Raw genomic sequence first — 17,561 nt, 5'->3', positions numbered from 1 at the left:
AACTGACTCTGATTCACTCAGATAGACCAGTGATTGAGTCAAGGAGGAAATCGATGGCGATCAGGCGTGAGGGGCAATGGCTGACAGCGGAGGGGTCCGCGCACTGCGCGTATGAGGTTGGGCCAGGCCGTTTTCGGCTGTCGCTGTGGCCGGGCGTGCGGGTGTCGGCGCGGGCTGCGTTGGCCGGTCTGACTATCGCGGAGATGTCCGCGCGGTGGGGGAGAGGCCTGTGGGTCGATACCCCGAACACACGGATGGTGTGGGGGCTGATCGAGCTCCAGGCGAAGACGTTGGGCATGGATGCGCTGGATGCGGTGCTGCGCTGCCAGGCCGGTGAGGTCCCTTCGGACGCTGCGGTGCTGGGGGTGAGTGCGTGATGCAGATCCCAGACGTTTGGACGCGTGAGGTTTGGCGTCGTGCTGCCGCGCCTGCGATCCCGGTGGTGCGGGAGATCGACGGGCACATGGTGTCGGAGGCGACCGTCCATCACGCCGATTACGTCGGTCAGGACCGGTGGGTGGTCGATTTCCTGCCGGGTCGTCAGCTGTCTGTCGCTCAGGCGCGGGCTGCGATGCGGATCGCGGTGGCGCCGGATCGGCTGGAGGTGCAGCGGTGGGCGGCGCTACTGGGTTTGACCGCCACTGAGGCTCGTGGCTTCGTAGCGCTTCCGGTGGGGGTGGCGTGATGGCGCGGATCCGTGACGTGCATGTGTGGATCCCGATCGTGCCAGATGACGGCGGTCGCGGTGTCGGTGTCGTCGGCGCGATGGCCGGCCTGTTCGGTGCTGTCGTGGCCTTCGCTGCCGTCACCTGTGTGGCGGTGTCCTGCACGGACTTCGGGCCGGGCAGCACTATCCCGACCGGCAATGGGTGTGCGCCGTTCTGCACCGCGACTGTGACGGCGGTTCCGGGGGTGGCGCGATGACCAGCATCGATCTGTCTGACCCGGTGGTGTACGCCGACCGCGCCTGCCGTGGCGTGCCGCAGGACGTGTTCTTCCCGACCGGCAGCCAGAAGACGCGGATCCGGCGTGCCCAGCAGATCTGTGGGCGCTGCCCGCGGCTGGCGGCGTGCGCGGCATGGGCGCAGCCGATGGCCGAGTCCGCCGCACTGTCCGGCTGTGTGGTCGCCGGGGTGTATCTGCCGACCGACCGTACCGAGCACCAGGCCGAGAAAGCCGCCGCTATAGCCGCTTTGGCCTACATCGCCGAGCACGGCGCACTGACCGACGACGGAAAGGGCGGTGCGTCATGGACCGCAGCGTGAAGGCGCCTTCGGGCGTGGACAGTGAGTACCGCGAGGCGATCGGGATCGCTGGACTGGCGGTCGGTATTCCGGCGTTGACTGAAGCCGCGGGGTTGGCGGTGTGGTTGGCGCCAGTGCTGGGCGGGCCGGAGCAGGATGTTCCGCTAGGCAATCCGTGGGCGCTGTTCCACGGGATTTTCGCCGCGCATGAGCTGGCGTGGACCTCACAGGCCAGCGCGGCGCTGGTCGGGCTCGGTGTCGGCACCGCCGCCGGTGTGGCCGGATCGGCGTGGGCGTGGCGGGCCGCCTGCGCGAAGTGTGCGCAGCTGACCGGACGTAAGGGCGGACGGGAGCGGATCGACAGCCAGGCCCGGTGGATGGCGCGCGGCAAAGAGCTGGCAGATATGCGCCGCGACGCGATCCTCAAACAGGCCACCACCAAGCTGAAAGTCCAGTTGGCCGACGGGGATTCCCCAGGTGTGTCGATCGGCCGTGCGGTGGCCGATAAGAAGATGCTCTACGCCTCGTATGAGGATCTGCACCTCGACATCTGGGGTCCGCGCTCGGGCAAGACCACCTCGCGGGTGATTCCGGCGGTGCTGGAGGCCATCGGCGCGGTGGTCGCCACCAGCAACAAGCGTGACGTCGTCGACGCCACCCGCGCCGCGCGTTCCACCGAGGGTCGCCGCACGCATGTGTTCGACCCGCAAGGTGTCGCCGGTGAGGCCCCGACGTGGTTTTGGGACCCGATCGCATGGGTTTTGGGCGAGGACGACGGTGCGGGCGCCCAAGAACGCGCCGCGGAGCTGGCCGGGCATTTCGCCGCTGGTGGTGACGGCGACAAGCGGGATGCGTTCTTCGACCCCGAGGGTGAGGACCTGCTGGCCGGCCTGTTCCTGGCGTGCGCGTTGGCGAAAAAACCGATCACCCAGGTGTTCGAGTGGGTGACCGATCCCGGTGAGAAGGAGCCGGTCGAGATCTGCAAGAACGGCGGGTTCGGGCTGGTCGCGGCGGCGTTGTCCGCCCAGTACAACGCACCGGACAAGCAGCGCGGCGGCGTGTTCGGCACGGCCAAGAAAATGGCGAACTGCCTGAAATTCGCGCGGATCCACCCATGGGTGACCCCACCCCAGCAGGGACAGCGCCCGCGCACCGCGTTCGACGTCACCGCGTTCGTGAAGTCGAAGGACACGCTCTACCCCCTCAGCAAGGAGGGCAAGGGCAGCGCGGGCCCGCTGGTCACCGCTCTGTGTGCGGCGGTCGCGAGCGCGGCGGAGCGAGAAGCCACTCGTCACGGCGGGCGGCTGCCGGTGCCGCTGCTGATCGTCCTCGATGAGGCCGCCAACATCGTGCGCTGGGCGGATCTGCCGAAGCAGTACTCCCACTTCGGGTCTCGCGGTGTGGTCGTCATGACGATCCTGCAGTCCTGGGCCCAAGGGGTGCGCTGCTGGGGGCCTGAGGGCATGACCGCGCTGTGGTCAGCCGCGAACGTCAAGACCCTCGGCGCCGGTCTCGATGACGCCGCGTTCCTGCGTGATCGCGCGGAGTTGATCGGCCCGCATTACGAGCTGGCCACCTCGGTGTCCAAGGGCAAGGGCGGTGCGTCGACCTCCACGAGCCGCACCAGCGAGCCGACCGTGCACGCCAGCGAGATCGCGGCCATGCCCAAAGGCCGGATGGTCGTGTTCGCCTCCGGGCATCGCCCGACCCTCGTGGCGGCCGTCCCGTGGTGGGAGCGCCCCTACGCCAAGCAGGTCCAGGACGCACTCGACGCACTCGAAATCGCCCACACCACCCAAACCATCGCGGCCGAGCGCCCCCATCTGCGCATCGTGCCGCCCCCTGCTGAAGAGGAAGGCAAATCCGCATGACCGACACCCAGACCAGCGAGACCGTGCAGAGCACTGAGGCCACGCAGGTGGCTGAGCGGGTGGTGCCGCAGATGGATCTCGGGCAGCTGCTGGACGGCGCGGTCCGCAAAGCGGTTACCGCGCAGGTCAACGCCGAGGCCAAAGACATCGCCGCCGGTGTGGTCGCGGACCTGCTGACCGAAGAGGTGCGGGCGGGGATGCGGGAGACCGCGATCCTCGAAGCCGCGGCCGCGCTCGACCCCACCATCGCCCCCGCCCCCGCCCCCGCCCCCGCCCCCGCACCCGCACCCGAACCCGAACCCGACTCCGCACCCGAACCCGCGCCGGGGCCAGAGGCGGAGGCGGGTGGGGAAGAGGTCGAGGAGGACAAGCCGAAGCGGGAGATGCGTTTCCGCACGCTGGATGCGTTCGTCAACGGCTATATCGCGCACCTGTTCCGTCGGCAGTTCGCCGAGACCGGCACCGACACAGTGGCGCGGTGGTGCCCGCAGTGGTGGGACCACGGGGAAGCCGTCGCCGTGTTCGACGCGCTCTGGAGCGCGTTCGAAAACCTGCGGCTGGGCGAGACGGTCGAGATGAGCACATTCCTGCTCACCCACGCCTACCCGGCGATGGACCGAATCTTCGACCTCGAAGGCCCGTTCGCGTGCTGCTCGGTGGCCAAGGGTCACACCCCGAAACTGAAGCCGCTGCCGACAGTTCCGGCTCCGGAGGGGATGTTCGAAGACGGCCACGCCCACGACGAACCCGCAGGGACCATGACCTCGCCCTCGTCTGGGCTGGTGGTGCCCGCACCACCGATCGGGCACCGCCGCACGATCATGGCGTTTCCCGGATGAGCGCCCCAGCCCGACACCACCACGCCCGCCGGGTTGAGGGGTCGTGGGAGCGGGTCACCACAGCCCTGGAACAGACGGTCGGACCGGGCCGCCCAGCCGGGTCCTGGGTCAAGTTCTGCTGCCCGGTGCACGAGGCCAGCGCCGGGCACCACGACCCGTCGCTGATCGTGAAGTACCTCGCTGACGCCGCTCGCACCAAACTCCAGTGCCAGGCGGGCTGCGACGACCGCGACGTACTCGACAAACTCGGGCTGAAGGTCCGCGACCTGTATGACCGCCCGATCGAGCGTGGCCAGGGCCGCGGGCGCGCCCACCAGCCGATCCGCCCACGACCGCGGCAGGTTTCGCGGGCGGATCGGGCGATCGACGCGGCCGGACTGCCGTTGACCAAGCCACGCAAAGATCTCGGCCGCCAACTCTCAGCAGAACGACCGACCGCGACCTATCCGTATGCCCGTGCGGACGGCACCATCGCCGGTGAAGTCATCCGGAAAGAGGCCCGGTTCGAGCACGGCACCGGCAAAAGCTTCTACCAGCGGCGTTGGACCGAAAGCGGTATGCAGCCGGGCGGTTTCGAACCGCTGCCGTTCCAGCTGCCCCGGGTCCTGGCCGCGATCGAGGCCGGAGAGCCGATCTTCATCTGCGAGGGCGAGAAAGACGTCCTGGCCGCAGAGCAGACCGGCCTCACCGCGACCTGCAACGCCGCAGGCGCGGGCAAATGGCGGCCCGAGCACGCCGAGTGGCTGCGCGGCGCTCGCACGGTCGTGATCGTCGCCGACCGCGACGCTCCCGGCTACCGGCACGCCGAGAAGGTCGCCGCCAGTCTGGCCGGTCTCGTCGAGCGCGTCCGGATCGTGCAGGCCGCCACCGGTAAAGACCTGGCCGATCACCTGGCGTGTGGTCACGAGGTGCGTGAGCTGGAACCGGTGGCGTACCTGGATCCACACACCCCGACCCGGGCACCAGCGCCGGTGTCGCGTGATCCCTCTCCCGCAGCCGAGGCCCGAACGGTCTCGGCTGCTGCGTCTGAAACCCATCTCAACCCTGGAGGAAACACCGTGGGAGAACAGTTCCTGGCCCCGCAGCTGCACGACGCACCCGTCGACACCACCCCCGATATCGACCACGCCGGTGGCCAGTGGACGAGGTTCGTCCAACTGCTGATGACGCAGATGCTGGCCATGGCCCGCAAGCATGTCGAGCAGCGCCGCGCCTGGCTCGAGGACCTGGCCCGTAAGGACGAGAACGAGCGCCGCGAGGCCGAAGAACGGCTGGCCGTCGAACGCGCCGCTGCGGAGGCCCGGCTGCGCAAGCTGCGCGAAGGCGGCCTGGAGAATGCCTCACGCAGCGAGATCGCCGCGGCGGTGCGTGACGCGGCGGCGTGGTCGGCTGACAGTCCGCTCGCCCGAGAGGCGTTGCAGGAACTGGGCACCCACGTGCAGCACCGCTACGGCATCCGGCTGGACGCCGCCACCGGCCAAGTCATCGCTGACACGCCACCGCAGCTGGCCGCCGCGCTCGCCGCCGCCGAAACCGAGCGGGCCGCCCTGGCGCGGGTCCGGAAGGCCCAAGACCGGATGGTCGAGCTGGTCGCCGGGCAGGACGGGCTCGATCAGTCGGCGAAAGAGCAGCTGTATGCCGAGATCGAGGCGTGGCGGATCAACCCGACAGGCAAGAAGCTCGATGAGCTGACCAAGAAGCTGGCCGAGAAAGGCCTCAACGAGCAGGCCCAGAAGGTGCGGATAATCGCGCAATTCCTCGGCCAGCCCCACCATGTAGTGCCACTTGATCAGCTCGACACCTCCGACGCTTCCCCCATCGTCGCTTTGCAGAAACTCGATGCGCCGCTGGTCGATCCGGGCGAGGAAGCCAAGAACCGCATCGACACCATGCTGGTGGACTACCAAACCACGTTGCGTCACGGCCGCGACACCACCGAAGTGCGGCAGCGCCTCGCCGAAGCGGTCGCGTTGATGACCCCGGAAGACCAGCAGACCGCCCGCGACCGGGGTGTCCAGATCCGCAACAACCCGGCCGCGGAGTTCAAGCCGTTGTGGCCCGATCACGTCGACCGTGACGAGCTGACTGCGACGGTGCGCCGGTACGCGGTCTTGGCGCCGCGGGTCGAGAGCCACGCCGCCGACGCCGGTGACCTGGACGCGGTCACCGGAAAGCAGCTGCGTGAGAAAACCGCTCAGGAGCGGCGGCGCATCGAGCGCGCCATCAAAACGGGCAAGGGACTGCACGAGCTGGAACGCGATCAGCTCACGGCCGTGCTGCGGGATATCGAGGCCGGCCGCACTACGGTGCCGGAGCTGCTGCTGCTCGACGACCGCACCGCGGCGATGGTCGACGCCGACCGCAGCGACCAGACCGCGCACGACACCGCACGGCATCACCGCCGCAAGATCGAGCAGACCCTCGACTCCCGCCAGGTCCCCGACGGTGCGGTCCGCCAGTCCCGCGACGAGGTGTCGAAACTCGTGCACGCCCACACCCAGCTCGCGGCCGGGCGCTGGAACATGGCCGACTACGAGCAGCGCGGCCTGGATGAGGCACTCGACACCAAACTCGACGCCCTCGGTGTCCCGGAACCGGTCCGTAACCAGGTCCGCAACCAACTGGGCGAGGCCCGCACAGAGTCCGCGATCGTCGGCAAGCAAGCCCACCGAATCCGCAACCAATGGGCCGAACGCACCGAGAAGGTCGCCGCCGCGCGGGCAGCGAAACTGGAGTACGACAGCCCGCAACGCCGTGCAGGTATGGAGCGCAACCTCCAAGCCGCGGGCCTGGATGAGGACCAAATCGCCCAGCGGATGGCCGCTGATGCCGGGCGCGCGAAACCGCCGTCGGCAGCGGTGCGCCACGCCCCCGGGGAGCGGCCCAAGCAGCCCCGCACCACCCAGCAAGGGATGGGTGTGCGTCGCACCCAGCACCGCGGCAAGGGTCGCGGCGAGCGTGACTTCGGGCGCTGAACAGCAGGTGCATCCGTGACCGAGGGGGACAACACCGCTGAGGGTGGCGACATCCAGGAATACCCCTGGATGCTCGCCCCCGCCCACTTCCAGACCCGCCGCCAACTCCGGGCGGCGGGCCTGGGCCCCAACCGCCAGGGCGTCGCCGCGGTGATGGTCGGCAAACGGCGCGGCCGCCGCCTGGTCGCGCACCTGTTCGACGTCCGCAAGGCCGCCCCGAAGCGTGTGCCCACACCCGCCCAGTTGGCGGCCATCACCAAAGCCACGCAAGAACACCAGATCAAAGCAGCGCAGCGGCGGGGGATCTCCCGCACCGAGCTGCACCAAGACACCGATCCCGGCCCCGGGTGGGCCGAGAAACCAGCCGAATCCCACAACCACTCTCAGGGAGAAAACATGTCCGACACCACCTCTGAGCTCCCGCAGCTCGGCGTAGCGACTGGGCACGGCCAGCGCATCGCGCACCTGCTCGCGGTCGTCGCGGTCAACCAGGCTCGCCACCGCGACGACCGTCTCGCCAAGGCGGTGGAGGCCGCCGAGGCCGGCGGTCCCGACGCCGTCGAGGAACTCCTGCGTAAATCCCAGGAAACCCAAGCCCACGCCGAAGCTCGGATGCAGACGATCCCCTGGCACAACCAGGCAGCCACTGTCGCCGCGTTGGCCGATGCCTTGGTCTGGCACCGCAACTCCGAGCTCGCCGCCGACCGCCTCGACCAGCTCACCCGCCACTACGCCCAGCAATGGGGCGTGCTCATCGACGCCGAGGAATTCAACGTCGGCATCGACCCACAGTTCGATGGCCTCGCCGCTCAGGACCACGCCGAGGCGCGGCGACTGTGGGAACGAGAGTCCGCCGTGATCGACATCGTCTCCGCCATGCCGGTAACCGCCACCGCGAAAAGCGCTGTGTCCGAAGCAATCCTCGGATGGCGCGGCGAGATCGACCCGGCCGACCCGCGCGCGCACCTGCGTGATGAGGCCACTCGCCGCGAGCTGCTGAACGTCAACCTGGCGAAGGTGCCCGAATCCGACCGGGCCCGCGTCGGATTCGTCGTCGACTATCTGCGCGGTGACACCTCCCAGATCGACCTGCTCGACAGTCCGGTGTTCGTCGACCCAGGCGAGGAGGCCCGCGGGCGCGTCCCGCGCCTGCTGGCCGCCTTCGCAAACAACCCCAAGGCCGCGAAAGTGGTGGGCGAGGAGATCGCGGTCATGACCGCCGCCGACCAGGAACGGGTCCGCCAGGCCGGACGCGAGATCGCCGCGGGGCGTGAGGTCGATTTCGCGGTGTGGCCCGGCCACATCGACCGCTACGACCTCGCCGAAGACCTCACCAACTACGCCGCTGAGGTCAACGAGCTACGCGCCGTAGCCGACGAGCTCGCCGAGGGCGGCATGAACGCCGAGGAACGCGACACCCTCGGCGCGATGACCGTCACCGACGAAGTCAACGGGCAGATCACCCGCATCGCCGAACAGCGCGAGCAGCTGCGCGCGAAGATCCTCGACGGCAAAGGACTGGCTGCGATGGAACGAGCCCACCTGATCGCGGTCGTCGACGATGTCGACGCCGGGCGCATCGAAAGCCACAAGCATCTGCCGGAACTACTGTTCGCCGACGAGCGCAGCAAAGCCGACGCCGATGTCGACCGCATCAGCAACCCCGCCGCCCAGCTGTCGGCCTCGACCCGCGAAGCGATCATCCAGCGGGTCGAGGCCACCGGCGTGGAGGTCAGCCACCGCACCCGCGAAGGCGACAAACTCCAGTTCGCGGTGTCCTCGATCAGCGACTCGATCTACAGCGTGGCCTGCGGCGCCCGCGGGCAGGGTGTCGAGCACGAGCGCAAGTCCTACGCCGACAAACGCACCAGACTGGGCCAGGCCCTCCTCAAGGCGGGCGTCGACGAAGCGGTGCGGACCGAGATCCGTGAGCTCGTCGACGACCGTGCCCGCCAGGCCGGCGCACTCGGCAAGCCCGCCGCGCAGCGCGAGCGGCAGTGGCAGGCCAAAACCGACCGCATCATCGCCACCCGCGACGACGCCATAGCCCAACGCGAAGCCGCCGCCGCCGGCCGCGCACCACAGACCGGTCGGGCCTGCACCACCCGCGCTGACCGGGCCGCTCAAGCCCACATGCCAGCACCGTCGCGTGCAGCCGGTCGCCGTCAGCTGCACACCCCCGAGGTCGGGCGATGACCGACACGACAGTCGACCTGCACGGCTCCCGGTTCCGCATCGACGCGCTTCCCGGCATGTGGCGCGTCTACCAGACCACCACCACCAACACCACCACCCTTTGTGAAGGAGACCCTCAGTGAACAACCCGAACAACAGCCGTCCGAAAAGCACCACCGCCCAGCGGATCACCGCTCTCGCTGCGGTGTTGACCCTGGTCGCGGTCGTCGTCGCGACGGTGGTGTCGCTGCAGTACCTGCAGCGGCTGGCCGACTGGTACGCCGACCGTAACCCGCACCGCCCACCCACGGTGGCGGTCTTCCAGGAACACTGCCTGGACTACACCCGCTATGTGCTCGACCAGCACCGGGCTGGGATGAACGTCGAGCAGATCACCGCCACCCTCGACCGTGCCGCCACAGTCGCCGACCAGTTCCACACCTCCGGGCAGCGACTGCACGACCCGACCGCCTGCGGCACACCCGAGGCCATCCTGCACACCGCCGGACTCCGGTAACCAGACACAAACCACGGAGGGGCCCCGCTACCGCGGGGCCCCTCATGCTGTGTTCAGAGTTCAGGCGGCTTGCCTGTTTTCAGCCAGCCAGCGGCGCACTCGACGCCGCTCTCATCGCCTCCGGAACACCCACACCCAGTGACTGGCGGGAAAAGACCACCAACTCCGGTGTTGTGCGGTACTTCGCCGTAGCCACCATCCGGTTGAACGCGGTTTTGTCCGTCCCGAGTGCGGTGGTCATGGTCCGAGGGAAGGAAGGCCATGCCGGATACTTTCCGTTCCATCCGGATATCTTCCTGTTCCATATGGAACAGCGCGCTGTATCATCGGTGCTGCAGGATGCACTAGCGTCCTTGAAGTGGACCCGGCAGCCATCCGGACGGTTGGTGAGCCGGGTTTCGCGTATCTAAGGCAGCTTGCGGACCTGCGTGATGAGCGGGTCCACGCGCCGACGCCAGTCGCCACCCTTGGCGACGCACCAGGCCACCGCGTCCGATACCCACAGCAGCGGCTCCTGATTCGGGCGCATGTGCTCATAGGCCAGTGTGTCGGCGACGTCAAACTTCCGTACGGCGGCATAGAGGGTCCGGCGGTCGCTGTGGACCAGTGAATCGTCTTGTTCGATCGTCAACCGTCGGCCGCCGGCGGCGGCCATGTCCTCGACAATCGCGGTGAGGCAACCGGTTCGGGCCTCGGCCGCGTCCCGAATGCCGGTGGCGTCGTACACGGTCACCTGTACCTCAAGGGTGCACAGCGTCGAACAGATCGCGCGCCGGCGCGAGTCGTCTTCCTTCTTGAAGTGAATTCGGTTTTGCCCCTTGGCGCGCTGGGCCTGGAGCACCTTGCGCGACTGCTGGATGTGGCGAACCTCGGCGAGAGTGGAGACGATCAACAACCCGTTCTGCTTGGTCTCATCAACGAACGCGTGCATGCTGTGTCGACCCCATAGCCTTTCGCTCGCGCCGACTGCCGGCGCACCCTCCGATGAACAAAGCCAGTTCTTCCTTCTGTTGGGAGAAGCATCGCGCGGTGGGCGGCTACCTCTCGGCCTGTACGAGACGCTCCGAGATGCCTTGCCTGCGCTTAGTTAAAGTCGAACACGGCTGCCAGCAGGGTGGATGCTTTTAGCATTGGACAGATGTCGAGAGGGCTGGGGCGGTTGCAGATCTACCTTCTTCGGAGCCTGTATCACTGTCGCCTCGAGGAGGACGACGCTCACCTGTGGGTCGACGTCCGGTACATCCGTATCCATGAGCGACTCGACGGTGTCAGTGCAACAGCACGGCACCGCGCGAACAGGGCGAGTGTTCGTCGTGGCGTACGACGACTAGAAGATGTAGGCCTGGTCGAATCGCAGCTACGCGACACGGGCGTGCGGCAGATAGACCGACACGGCGAGTCCCATCCACCGCGCCACCGCCTCGTCATGTTCGCGCGACTAACTCCCCAAGGGATCAGCTACGTCCGATCTCACGACATCGACCCTGAGTACACGAAACTCCGTCGTCTTCTCGCAGTCATCGACAGCTACGGCCGCGGTGGTCCCGCAATCCCGGAACAGGTGCGCAGTCGGTTCCGTGAAGGAACGAGACTTCTATTGACTGAGCGCTTGTTCACCCCGACACAGGCCAGCCGCCATCTCCTACGAGAAGGTTTCGAACTTTCCGCTATCGAACGTGAGATCGAGAGGTGGCAGCTGCAGATGTGGGATTTGAGCACTCCCACCGACCGGGCATACGAATTGCTGTTCACCTATGAACACATCGAGATCCTGACGATGTGGCTTCAGGCCCGCCCTGATGTGCAGCGCCACTGAAGGCCTGAAGATAGGTCATCTTCCGGCTGTGGCCAGCGGGCACAACCCGGGTGCTCGGACCGACTGCCGCCGACGCGGCAGCGAGTGGCGACGATCTCGGTCGCCCGCTCGATCAACTCGCTCAGCTGGGTGCGATGCGCGGTGGTGACCATCTCCCACAGCTTCATGTACCAGGTGCCACGATTCTTACTGGCACCCCAAGTCGGGATGCGGCTCAGCAGTTCGGCTGGAACGGGTAGCACCCGCGCGAGGGCGCAGCTGGTGGTGGGGCCTGAACGGGTGGCGCCGGTGGCGCAGGCTCCTCGGCCACTGGTGGTGGTGCAGGCTCTGTGCTGTCCTGCTGCACTGTCTCCGGGGTGCTCGTTTCCCGAGGCTCGTCGTGCGAGTCGGTGGGAAGAACCAGCCACACGGCCAGACAGATCGCCGCGACCACGGCCGCCGCGACGGTAAGTGGCCCGGTCCGTCGAGGCTTGTGTGGTTCTGAAATGGCAACCAGCAGTGGCGGTTCAGGCTGATGGCGGTCTGCGGTATCGCCGGGGTCCCGCCCGAGATCACGCGGAGCGGCCGGTCGGGGAAACGCTGTCCGAGGCTCCAACGTCGGCGGTGCCGCGGGCACAGCCTGAGGCTGGGGCGTGGGGATCAGGCGCAACTGTGGTCGCGGATTCTCCCGCGGTGCCGGTGGGGGCTGCGGCGGGGATATGGGCAGGGCGCGCTCGAGAGCGGTGGGTGAGATGTCCGGCGGTAGAGGGATCTGCCCGCGCCGGATCTGCAGGTACCGCACTTCGATGTCGCCTCGGCGCTCGATGCGGAATCGGCCTGTGGGGTACCAGTCGTCGTATGTGCCATCGCCGCTGTGATGGCGGCCGCCGCACTCGCACACGCATTCCCATACCGTGTCCGGTCGAGCGTTCTTGCAGCTGTAGGTGCACGTCATTTTCGGTGAGACGTGTAGTCGCATCTCGATCTCGCCGTACCGGTCGGCCATCGCCGCCGCCAGTGGCAGCAAGTGGTTGGCGCTGAGTACCCAGCCCTTGAGGTGGCCGTGAACGATCGGTTTGATCGGTACGCCCTTGCCCACGACCGCCCTGATCCAGGGTTTGTTCGAGAAGCCTTCATAGGGCAGGTGCACCCGCAGAGGACCGTTTGTGGCCCGCTTGCGGGACTCACCCAGCAGTACCGTCCGCTCCAACCACGGCCCTTCTGACACCCGCGATCCCCCTTTTGATCTCGGCAGCCGCAGAGTGATTCGCTGGCTGAGACTGATCGCGGGATCCAGTGTGAACTCTGGCACCGACAACATTGGCGAGCTTTGTGCCGCGTCGAACGCTTTCTGTTACGTCGAGTCGTCTTGTGGCCCGGCCGGATCGGGCCGTTCCCTGACCTCCGAAAGTGAGTGGAATCGGGCGGTAGCCGTGACAATCGAAGGATGGGGCAGGCGCTCGCGCCAGGCCGAGGAAGAGCCGGGCGGGCTGCTGAGGGGGATCGGGATGGGAAGACGACGTGGTCGCCGCGGATCGAACGCGACGGCGTTCATGTTCATGGTCGCCGTTGCCGCGCTGGTGGTTGCACCCAAGGTCGCGGACATCGCCCAACGGCAAGCCGTGATACTCGCTTCTGTTGGGGTGTGTGCGTTGGTCCTCGCCGCTGTCACCGCGGTGTTGTCGGTGCGGCATTGCCGCCGGGTGCGTGCTCGCGATGACGCGCGGGTGCTGGTGGCGTTACGGCAGAACTCGCTGAGTCCCTCCGAGTTCGAGGAGGCGCTGGCCGCGTTGTGCCGCCGAGACGGCTGCACCGATGTTCGAGTGGTCGGCGGATCCGGTGATCTGGGCGCCGACGTGATCGCACGGGCACCGGATGGCCGCCGGATCGTGTTGCAGGCCAAGCGATACCGCAACGGTCGTAGCGTGGGCAGCCAAGACGTGCAACGGTTCGGCGGAACCGCGCACACTATCCACGGCGCCGACGTGGCGGCCGTGGTGACCACCGCGCATACGTTCACCCCGCAAGCACGCGCGTACGCGGCGAAGGTCGGGATCCTGCTCATGCCAGCAAAAGCGCTCGCAGCGTGGGAATCACAGACTGGGCCGACTCCCTGGAATTGAAACCGGCCGATTTTATGACCTTCGATAAGCGGGTCTAAGCGACTGCCAAAGTCAGAATTTCGAGGTCGGCCCCAGTCTCATGACGCGCCGCCAAGAGCATTGTCGAGCAGAACGGCGAAACCGAAGTAGAAGTGACTCAGCCCCACAATCGAGAGCAGAGCACTGTACTTGTAGTACGCCTCATGGAAGGGATCTGCCAGCAAGTTGTCCAGCTGACCCCTTCCATCCCCAAAGTGCAGAGAGTCGCCGTAGTTGAAAGTTCGGATCAACTCGTCGGGGTTGATGTTGCCGTAGCTCACCGGGTTGTCGAGCGTCGCATTGCTCACCTTGAGCGCGGTGAGTGTCTGGATTGTGTGGTTCATCAGTTTGCCTCGCGCCGCCCGCCACAGCGGCACTATCTCCCGGACAGCCACCTGCTGCTGCTCGGACAGGCTATTCATCACCTTGAACAGTGCGTTGTGGGCGTTGGAGAAAGAGGCCGGCTCGCCGTCGTTGTGCAGTTGCCTGAACGCAGCGGACGCACCCAGGAAGCTCTCGTCGGCTGGGAAATCGAGCACGCGAACGTACCATTCATCCCTACCCGGATAGCAGCCCACTGACAGCTCTGTGTCGTCGGTGATGATGCTGAACCCCGCGAGTCGGCGGCTCATCGTGATGTACCGCTGGACGAGCGCACGGTCGTCCTCCCGTAGCGGTATCTGCGGGAATGCGTTGGGGTCGGGCAGACCGAACACGTAGTCCAGCTTCTCCCAGTGATGACGAAATCCCTTGAGGTCACCCTTGCCGTGTTGCTGCAACGGCGGGTCAAACCCCAACGGCCGTGGATGGATCGTGTCCTCGATAGGCGTCGCCTCGACCTCGACCGTATTTCGGCTGAGGTTCACAGTTCGCTGGGTGATCTTCAGCAAGAACTGGATCGATGGGGCGGTTTCAGGTGCGCCATCCGCTGGCGGCCACTCGACCGACATGTACTCGGACTTAGCCACCTTTCGCCGTGTCAAAGGCCCCACAGGGCTCTCCGGGTCAACCGGACTCCTCTGCTTGGACCTGCGCTTGATGGCCTGGCCGCGCACGCGGCGCTCAACGCTCGGAACGGGTTTCGGACTCCGCTTAGGCGCGCGATCGTCCGCACGCTCACGCTGCGACTGCGTGAGCTGCTTGGCTCGTTGCTTGGCGCGTTTCTTGTCGCCCCTCTTACCCATGAACCAACCCCTTCGATCGCACACACAAGACAAAGGCATTACAAGCTGCCACTCTCGAGCCGCGGCCGCACGACCTTTTCGTGGGGGTACTTCGCTGTAGAGCCCGTCTCGTTACCAAGGTTTCGAGACACAGTCCGGCGATGCTGTTGCCGCCGAAGGATTCGCAGCTCACAGAGTCTCGAAATCTTGTCTCGAAACACCGTCGTGAAACTCTGCTACGGAGTAAGATTATGAGAAATCCTGCTGTAGGAGGAACCCATGCTGCTCCCTGCTATACCTCTCGCCCCCCGGTTACGGGCTGTGCCCGATCTCGATGAGGGCTCCCACGAGATCCATGTAGGTGCACTCACCAGCGATCACGTCGGCCGTACCATCGCCGTCAAAACCGGGGCCGCCATCATCGCGGGCCCGCTCACGTCGCTGGCCGAATCGCGGCTCGAAGGGCAAGCGCGCATCCTGCTGCGTGTGGGGACCGGTAGCACTATCGGTGAGCTCACTCTCGGTCTCCACCCGGCCCACCCGGTCACGGTGCTCCCGGTCGACCACATGCTCTCGGTCATCGCTACCCAGCGCCAGGTGTCAGCTACTGCGGCAGGACGCTGATGGACCTCGGCTACGCCCGCGTCTCGACTACCCACCAGGACCTGGAACGCCAGCTCGTCGCGCTGGCCGATCAAGGGATCGAGGCGGACCGGATCTACGCCGACAAGAAGACCGGCGCCACTATCGACCGGCCGGAGTTCGCGAAGATGCTGAAGTACGCCCGGCCTGGCGACACGATCGTGGCGACCAACCTGGATCGGCTCGGCCGCAACCTGCGCGAGTGCCTCAACGTGATCCATGACCTGACCCAACGTGGGGTCGGGGTGAAGACCCTGCGGGATCCGTTGCCGATCGACACCACCGATACCTCGGGCATGGCGGAGATCTCCGTGGCGATGCTGGCGTTGTTCGCGCACATGGAGCGAGTGTTCATGCGGGAGCGCGCCGCTCACGCCCGTGAGGTCGCCGCTGCCCAGGGCAAGCAGCCCGGCCGGCCACGCAAACTCAGCCCGGCTCAGCTCGCGGCGGCCCGCGCCGCACTGGCCGCCGAGCAGCCCGTCGAGCAGGTCGCCGAAGCGTTCGGCGTCTCCCGCGCCACCCTGTACCGCTACCTCGCCGAACTCGTCGACAGCGACCAAACCGAATAAGGAACAAGGAGAATGAACCATGGCTGATCACACTGCGGATCATGAGTTCGGCGCGGGAATGGGCGCGCTGATCGCTGCAGCTGGGGCCGAGCAGTCCACGGGACTGATCGCACAACTGCTACGCGAGTCACTCGACAGCGGGCAGGCGTGCGCCGCGGCGCTGGCGGCACTGTCAGGCCACCAGGTGTCCTACCGCCTACCCGGCGGCGTACTGATCGCGCTCGGGCAGACGTGGCGCGAGATCGACGGCCAGCAGCGGGTACTGCACGTCGATCACCTCGAACCACAACCGTCAGGGCGCATGGTCGCAGTCTGCGAAGCACACCACCCCGGTATAGACAGCGTGAAGCGGGCATACGTGACCGCCGACCGATTCGCCGTCGGCGGTGAGTTCGAGCTGGTCAGTGCCTGACCAAACACCTGCTGAGCGAGAAGACATTTCACGCCAAGGTGAGTCCAACAAACCGAACGCCGGAGAGGCCAAGTGAGAGGAACAGATATGTCGGACGGGGAGAACCCACCGAGCCAGGTGACCGATACCGATGTGCGAGCGCTGATGCTGCACGATCCAGATGAGGAGTGGGAGCTGCGGGGCGAGTTCGCTCCGGAAGCGGCGTGGCTGGCCGACACGTTGCGCAGCACCGCGCTGGGGACGGCTCAAGGAAGCGCGTTCGGCTGCGGGCACGGCAACACGTACCGGCTGCCGACAGATCTGCCAGTACCGCTGTGGGTGGCGCGGATTCTGGCCGGGGTGCAGCTGGAGGCCCCGGAGGGACCGTGGCCGGAGTTCGGGCGCACCGAGGACCCGCTCGACTGGCCAGCGCTGATCGACGCCTGCCCGGGAGAGCTGACGTGGAATCGCGGGATGCTGGAGAACAACCTGGGAGCCAGCGCGGAGGCCATCAGCACCGCGTACCGGTTCCTCCACGCCCGTGGCTGCCGTCCGTACATGGATGTGTGCCTGTGGCTCGACCCCGATGCCAGGATCGCCGTCGAGCCCCTGGCCCTGTTCGCTGAGGGCGAGACCGTCGACGCCGAGTTGAGGGGCCAGGTGGACGAGATCCTGGTGGCCAGCGGACGACCCCGGGACCTGCTGCGCCACAGGGAACCCGGCGGGTACTGGTGCCTGGAAGCAGCCTGAAAACCCCTGCACAGAACGAGAACCGGCCGGCGACTATCCGGCCGGTTCTCGCGTTCACAGGGTCGCATACGCAGCAGCTACAGGGTCAAGTCGTTCATCCCTGTGACGCCCCGTGACCGGATGACCCCTGTGAGCCTGGCGGACTTGCGTCAAGAAATCCGGTGAAAGACGTTGCCTTGACGGCGTTCCGGCTAATTGGGGTCCCGGTAGAAACGAATGCGTTTACGTTTGGCCGACCATCGCTCTGACCTGCCGATCCAGAGATTCTGTGGCCGGGAAACGATTACCCTGCATGACGATGTCCTCCTGGATACACCTACCGTGGTCGTGCCCGCTGTGGTTTGTTCTCATCTCCGTCGTGGGGACTGCCGGGTTAGGCCTAATCGGTTGTATCCGAGCCGGGCTGCAGCATCGTGATACGCGAATGATCTTGCGTGCTGCCCCGGCCGGTAGCCGAGTGATCAGCATCAACAAGTGCAGATCATCGAT

At 66.7% G+C, this 17,561-nt stretch carries 20 protein-coding genes; 16 read left to right on the top strand and 4 right to left on the bottom strand.

Annotated features, from left to right (window positions below; translation table 11 throughout):
* Window positions 1-53: 53 nt before the first annotated feature.
* From AB0H00_RS29980 to AB0H00_RS29935, 10 genes are read left to right on the top strand one after another with little or no spacing between them, the layout of a single operon-like run.
* A complete protein-coding gene (locus AB0H00_RS29980) occupies window positions 54-377 on the top strand; it encodes a hypothetical protein (protein WP_357272882.1) in 324 nt (107 codons plus the stop codon).
* Entirely contained in the window at window positions 377-685 is a 309-nt protein-coding gene (locus AB0H00_RS29975) for a hypothetical protein (protein WP_357272881.1), read from the top strand. Before AB0H00_RS29980 ends, AB0H00_RS29975 begins: the two co-directional genes overlap by 1 nt.
* On the top strand, window positions 685-924 hold the full coding sequence (locus AB0H00_RS29970) for a hypothetical protein (RefSeq protein WP_357272879.1): 240 nt from the start codon (window positions 685-687) through the stop codon (window positions 922-924). The genes AB0H00_RS29975 and AB0H00_RS29970 overlap by 1 nt, the downstream gene beginning before the upstream one ends.
* Window positions 921-1,265, top strand: a complete 345-nt coding sequence (locus tag AB0H00_RS29965; RefSeq protein WP_357272877.1) for a WhiB family transcriptional regulator — start codon at window positions 921-923, stop codon at window positions 1,263-1,265. The genes AB0H00_RS29970 and AB0H00_RS29965 overlap by 4 nt, the downstream gene beginning before the upstream one ends.
* A complete protein-coding gene (locus AB0H00_RS29960) occupies window positions 1,250-3,115 on the top strand; it encodes a TraM recognition domain-containing protein (protein WP_357272874.1) in 1,866 nt (621 codons plus the stop codon). Before AB0H00_RS29965 ends, AB0H00_RS29960 begins: the two co-directional genes overlap by 16 nt.
* Entirely contained in the window at window positions 3,112-3,954 is an 843-nt protein-coding gene (locus AB0H00_RS29955) for a DUF4913 domain-containing protein (RefSeq protein WP_357272872.1), read from the top strand. The genes AB0H00_RS29960 and AB0H00_RS29955 overlap by 4 nt, the downstream gene beginning before the upstream one ends.
* A complete protein-coding gene (locus tag AB0H00_RS29950) occupies window positions 3,951-6,929 on the top strand; it encodes a toprim domain-containing protein (protein ID WP_357272870.1) in 2,979 nt (992 codons plus the stop codon). The genes AB0H00_RS29955 and AB0H00_RS29950 overlap by 4 nt, the downstream gene beginning before the upstream one ends.
* A gap of 15 nt (window positions 6,930-6,944) precedes the next feature.
* Window positions 6,945-9,125 (top strand): hypothetical protein, encoded by a 2,181-nt coding sequence (locus AB0H00_RS29945; RefSeq protein WP_357272868.1) that lies wholly within the window; start codon window positions 6,945-6,947, stop codon window positions 9,123-9,125.
* Window positions 9,122-9,247, top strand: a complete 126-nt coding sequence (locus AB0H00_RS29940) for a hypothetical protein (protein ID WP_357272865.1) — start codon at window positions 9,122-9,124, stop codon at window positions 9,245-9,247. The genes AB0H00_RS29945 and AB0H00_RS29940 overlap by 4 nt, the downstream gene beginning before the upstream one ends.
* Window positions 9,244-9,621, top strand: coding sequence for a hypothetical protein (locus tag AB0H00_RS29935; protein WP_357272863.1), 378 nt, complete (start codon window positions 9,244-9,246; stop codon window positions 9,619-9,621). Before AB0H00_RS29940 ends, AB0H00_RS29935 begins: the two co-directional genes overlap by 4 nt.
* A 79-nt stretch (window positions 9,622-9,700) precedes the next feature.
* Here AB0H00_RS29935 and AB0H00_RS29930 read toward each other — a convergent pair whose 3' ends face one another.
* On the bottom strand, window positions 9,701-9,862 hold the full coding sequence (locus AB0H00_RS29930) for a hypothetical protein (RefSeq protein ID WP_357272861.1): 162 nt from the start codon (window positions 9,860-9,862) through the stop codon (window positions 9,701-9,703).
* A gap of 165 nt (window positions 9,863-10,027) precedes the next feature.
* Window positions 10,028-10,516, bottom strand: coding sequence for a hypothetical protein (locus AB0H00_RS29925; protein ID WP_357272859.1), 489 nt, complete (start codon window positions 10,514-10,516; stop codon window positions 10,028-10,030).
* A gap of 702 nt (window positions 10,517-11,218) precedes the next feature.
* On the opposite strand from AB0H00_RS29925, the gene AB0H00_RS29920 reads away from it, so the two are divergent.
* Window positions 11,219-11,437, top strand: coding sequence for a hypothetical protein (locus tag AB0H00_RS29920; protein WP_357272857.1), 219 nt, complete (start codon window positions 11,219-11,221; stop codon window positions 11,435-11,437).
* Between the two features lie 214 nt (window positions 11,438-11,651).
* Here AB0H00_RS29920 and AB0H00_RS29915 read toward each other — a convergent pair whose 3' ends face one another.
* Window positions 11,652-12,644, bottom strand: a complete 993-nt coding sequence (locus tag AB0H00_RS29915) for a hypothetical protein (RefSeq protein ID WP_357272855.1) — start codon at window positions 12,642-12,644, stop codon at window positions 11,652-11,654.
* A 205-nt stretch (window positions 12,645-12,849) separates the two neighbouring features.
* Between AB0H00_RS29915 and AB0H00_RS29910 the strand changes: the two genes are divergently transcribed.
* Window positions 12,850-13,539 (top strand): restriction endonuclease, encoded by a 690-nt coding sequence (locus tag AB0H00_RS29910; protein WP_357272853.1) that lies wholly within the window; start codon window positions 12,850-12,852, stop codon window positions 13,537-13,539.
* 77 nt (window positions 13,540-13,616) lie between these two features.
* Here AB0H00_RS29910 and AB0H00_RS29905 read toward each other — a convergent pair whose 3' ends face one another.
* Window positions 13,617-14,741, bottom strand: a complete 1,125-nt coding sequence (locus AB0H00_RS29905) for a hypothetical protein (protein ID WP_357272851.1) — start codon at window positions 14,739-14,741, stop codon at window positions 13,617-13,619.
* A 258-nt stretch (window positions 14,742-14,999) separates the two neighbouring features.
* Between AB0H00_RS29905 and AB0H00_RS29900 the strand changes: the two genes are divergently transcribed.
* The 4 genes from AB0H00_RS29900 to AB0H00_RS29885 all read left to right on the top strand — a co-directional run bounded on the left by AB0H00_RS29900 (window position 15,000) and on the right by AB0H00_RS29885 (window position 17,072).
* Entirely contained in the window at window positions 15,000-15,344 is a 345-nt protein-coding gene (locus AB0H00_RS29900) for a hypothetical protein (RefSeq protein WP_357272848.1), read from the top strand.
* On the top strand, window positions 15,344-15,931 hold the full coding sequence (locus AB0H00_RS29895) for a recombinase family protein (RefSeq protein ID WP_357272846.1): 588 nt from the start codon (window positions 15,344-15,346) through the stop codon (window positions 15,929-15,931). Before AB0H00_RS29900 ends, AB0H00_RS29895 begins: the two co-directional genes overlap by 1 nt.
* Window positions 15,932-15,950: 19 nt before the next feature.
* Window positions 15,951-16,343: a hypothetical protein gene (locus tag AB0H00_RS29890; protein ID WP_357272844.1), complete on the top strand. Its 393-nt coding sequence runs from the start codon at window positions 15,951-15,953 to the stop codon at window positions 16,341-16,343.
* A gap of 87 nt (window positions 16,344-16,430) precedes the next feature.
* The gene (locus AB0H00_RS29885) at window positions 16,431-17,072 is read left to right on the top strand and encodes a hypothetical protein (RefSeq protein WP_357272842.1); all 642 of its coding nucleotides are present in this window, start codon (window positions 16,431-16,433) and stop codon (window positions 17,070-17,072) included.
* Window positions 17,073-17,561 lie beyond the last annotated feature (489 nt).

Source organism: Nocardia sp. NPDC023852 (assembly GCF_040639505.1).
GTDB lineage: Bacteria > Actinomycetota > Actinomycetes > Mycobacteriales > Mycobacteriaceae > Nocardia.
This window is presented reverse-complemented; position numbering and strand designations above follow the sequence as displayed.

Coding starts and splice junctions, on each gene's coding strand:
- AB0H00_RS29980 (WP_357272882.1), top strand. CDS start 54: ATGGCGATCAGGCGTGAGGGGCAATGGCTGACAGCGGAGGGGTCCGCG.
- AB0H00_RS29975 (WP_357272881.1), top strand. CDS start 377: ATGCAGATCCCAGACGTTTGGACGCGTGAGGTTTGGCGTCGTGCTGCC.
- AB0H00_RS29970 (WP_357272879.1), top strand. CDS start 685: ATGGCGCGGATCCGTGACGTGCATGTGTGGATCCCGATCGTGCCAGAT.
- AB0H00_RS29965 (WP_357272877.1), top strand. CDS start 921: ATGACCAGCATCGATCTGTCTGACCCGGTGGTGTACGCCGACCGCGCC.
- AB0H00_RS29960 (WP_357272874.1), top strand. CDS start 1,250: ATGGACCGCAGCGTGAAGGCGCCTTCGGGCGTGGACAGTGAGTACCGC.
- AB0H00_RS29955 (WP_357272872.1), top strand. CDS start 3,112: ATGACCGACACCCAGACCAGCGAGACCGTGCAGAGCACTGAGGCCACG.
- AB0H00_RS29950 (WP_357272870.1), top strand. CDS start 3,951: ATGAGCGCCCCAGCCCGACACCACCACGCCCGCCGGGTTGAGGGGTCG.
- AB0H00_RS29940 (WP_357272865.1), top strand. CDS start 9,122: ATGACCGACACGACAGTCGACCTGCACGGCTCCCGGTTCCGCATCGAC.
- AB0H00_RS29930 (WP_357272861.1), bottom strand. CDS start 9,862: ATGACCACCGCACTCGGGACGGACAAAACCGCGTTCAACCGGATGGTG.
- AB0H00_RS29905 (WP_357272851.1), bottom strand. CDS start 14,741: ATGGGTAAGAGGGGCGACAAGAAACGCGCCAAGCAACGAGCCAAGCAG.
- AB0H00_RS29900 (WP_357272848.1), top strand. CDS start 15,000: ATGCTGCTCCCTGCTATACCTCTCGCCCCCCGGTTACGGGCTGTGCCC.
- AB0H00_RS29895 (WP_357272846.1), top strand. CDS start 15,344: ATGGACCTCGGCTACGCCCGCGTCTCGACTACCCACCAGGACCTGGAA.
- AB0H00_RS29890 (WP_357272844.1), top strand. CDS start 15,951: ATGGCTGATCACACTGCGGATCATGAGTTCGGCGCGGGAATGGGCGCG.
- AB0H00_RS29885 (WP_357272842.1), top strand. CDS start 16,431: ATGTCGGACGGGGAGAACCCACCGAGCCAGGTGACCGATACCGATGTG.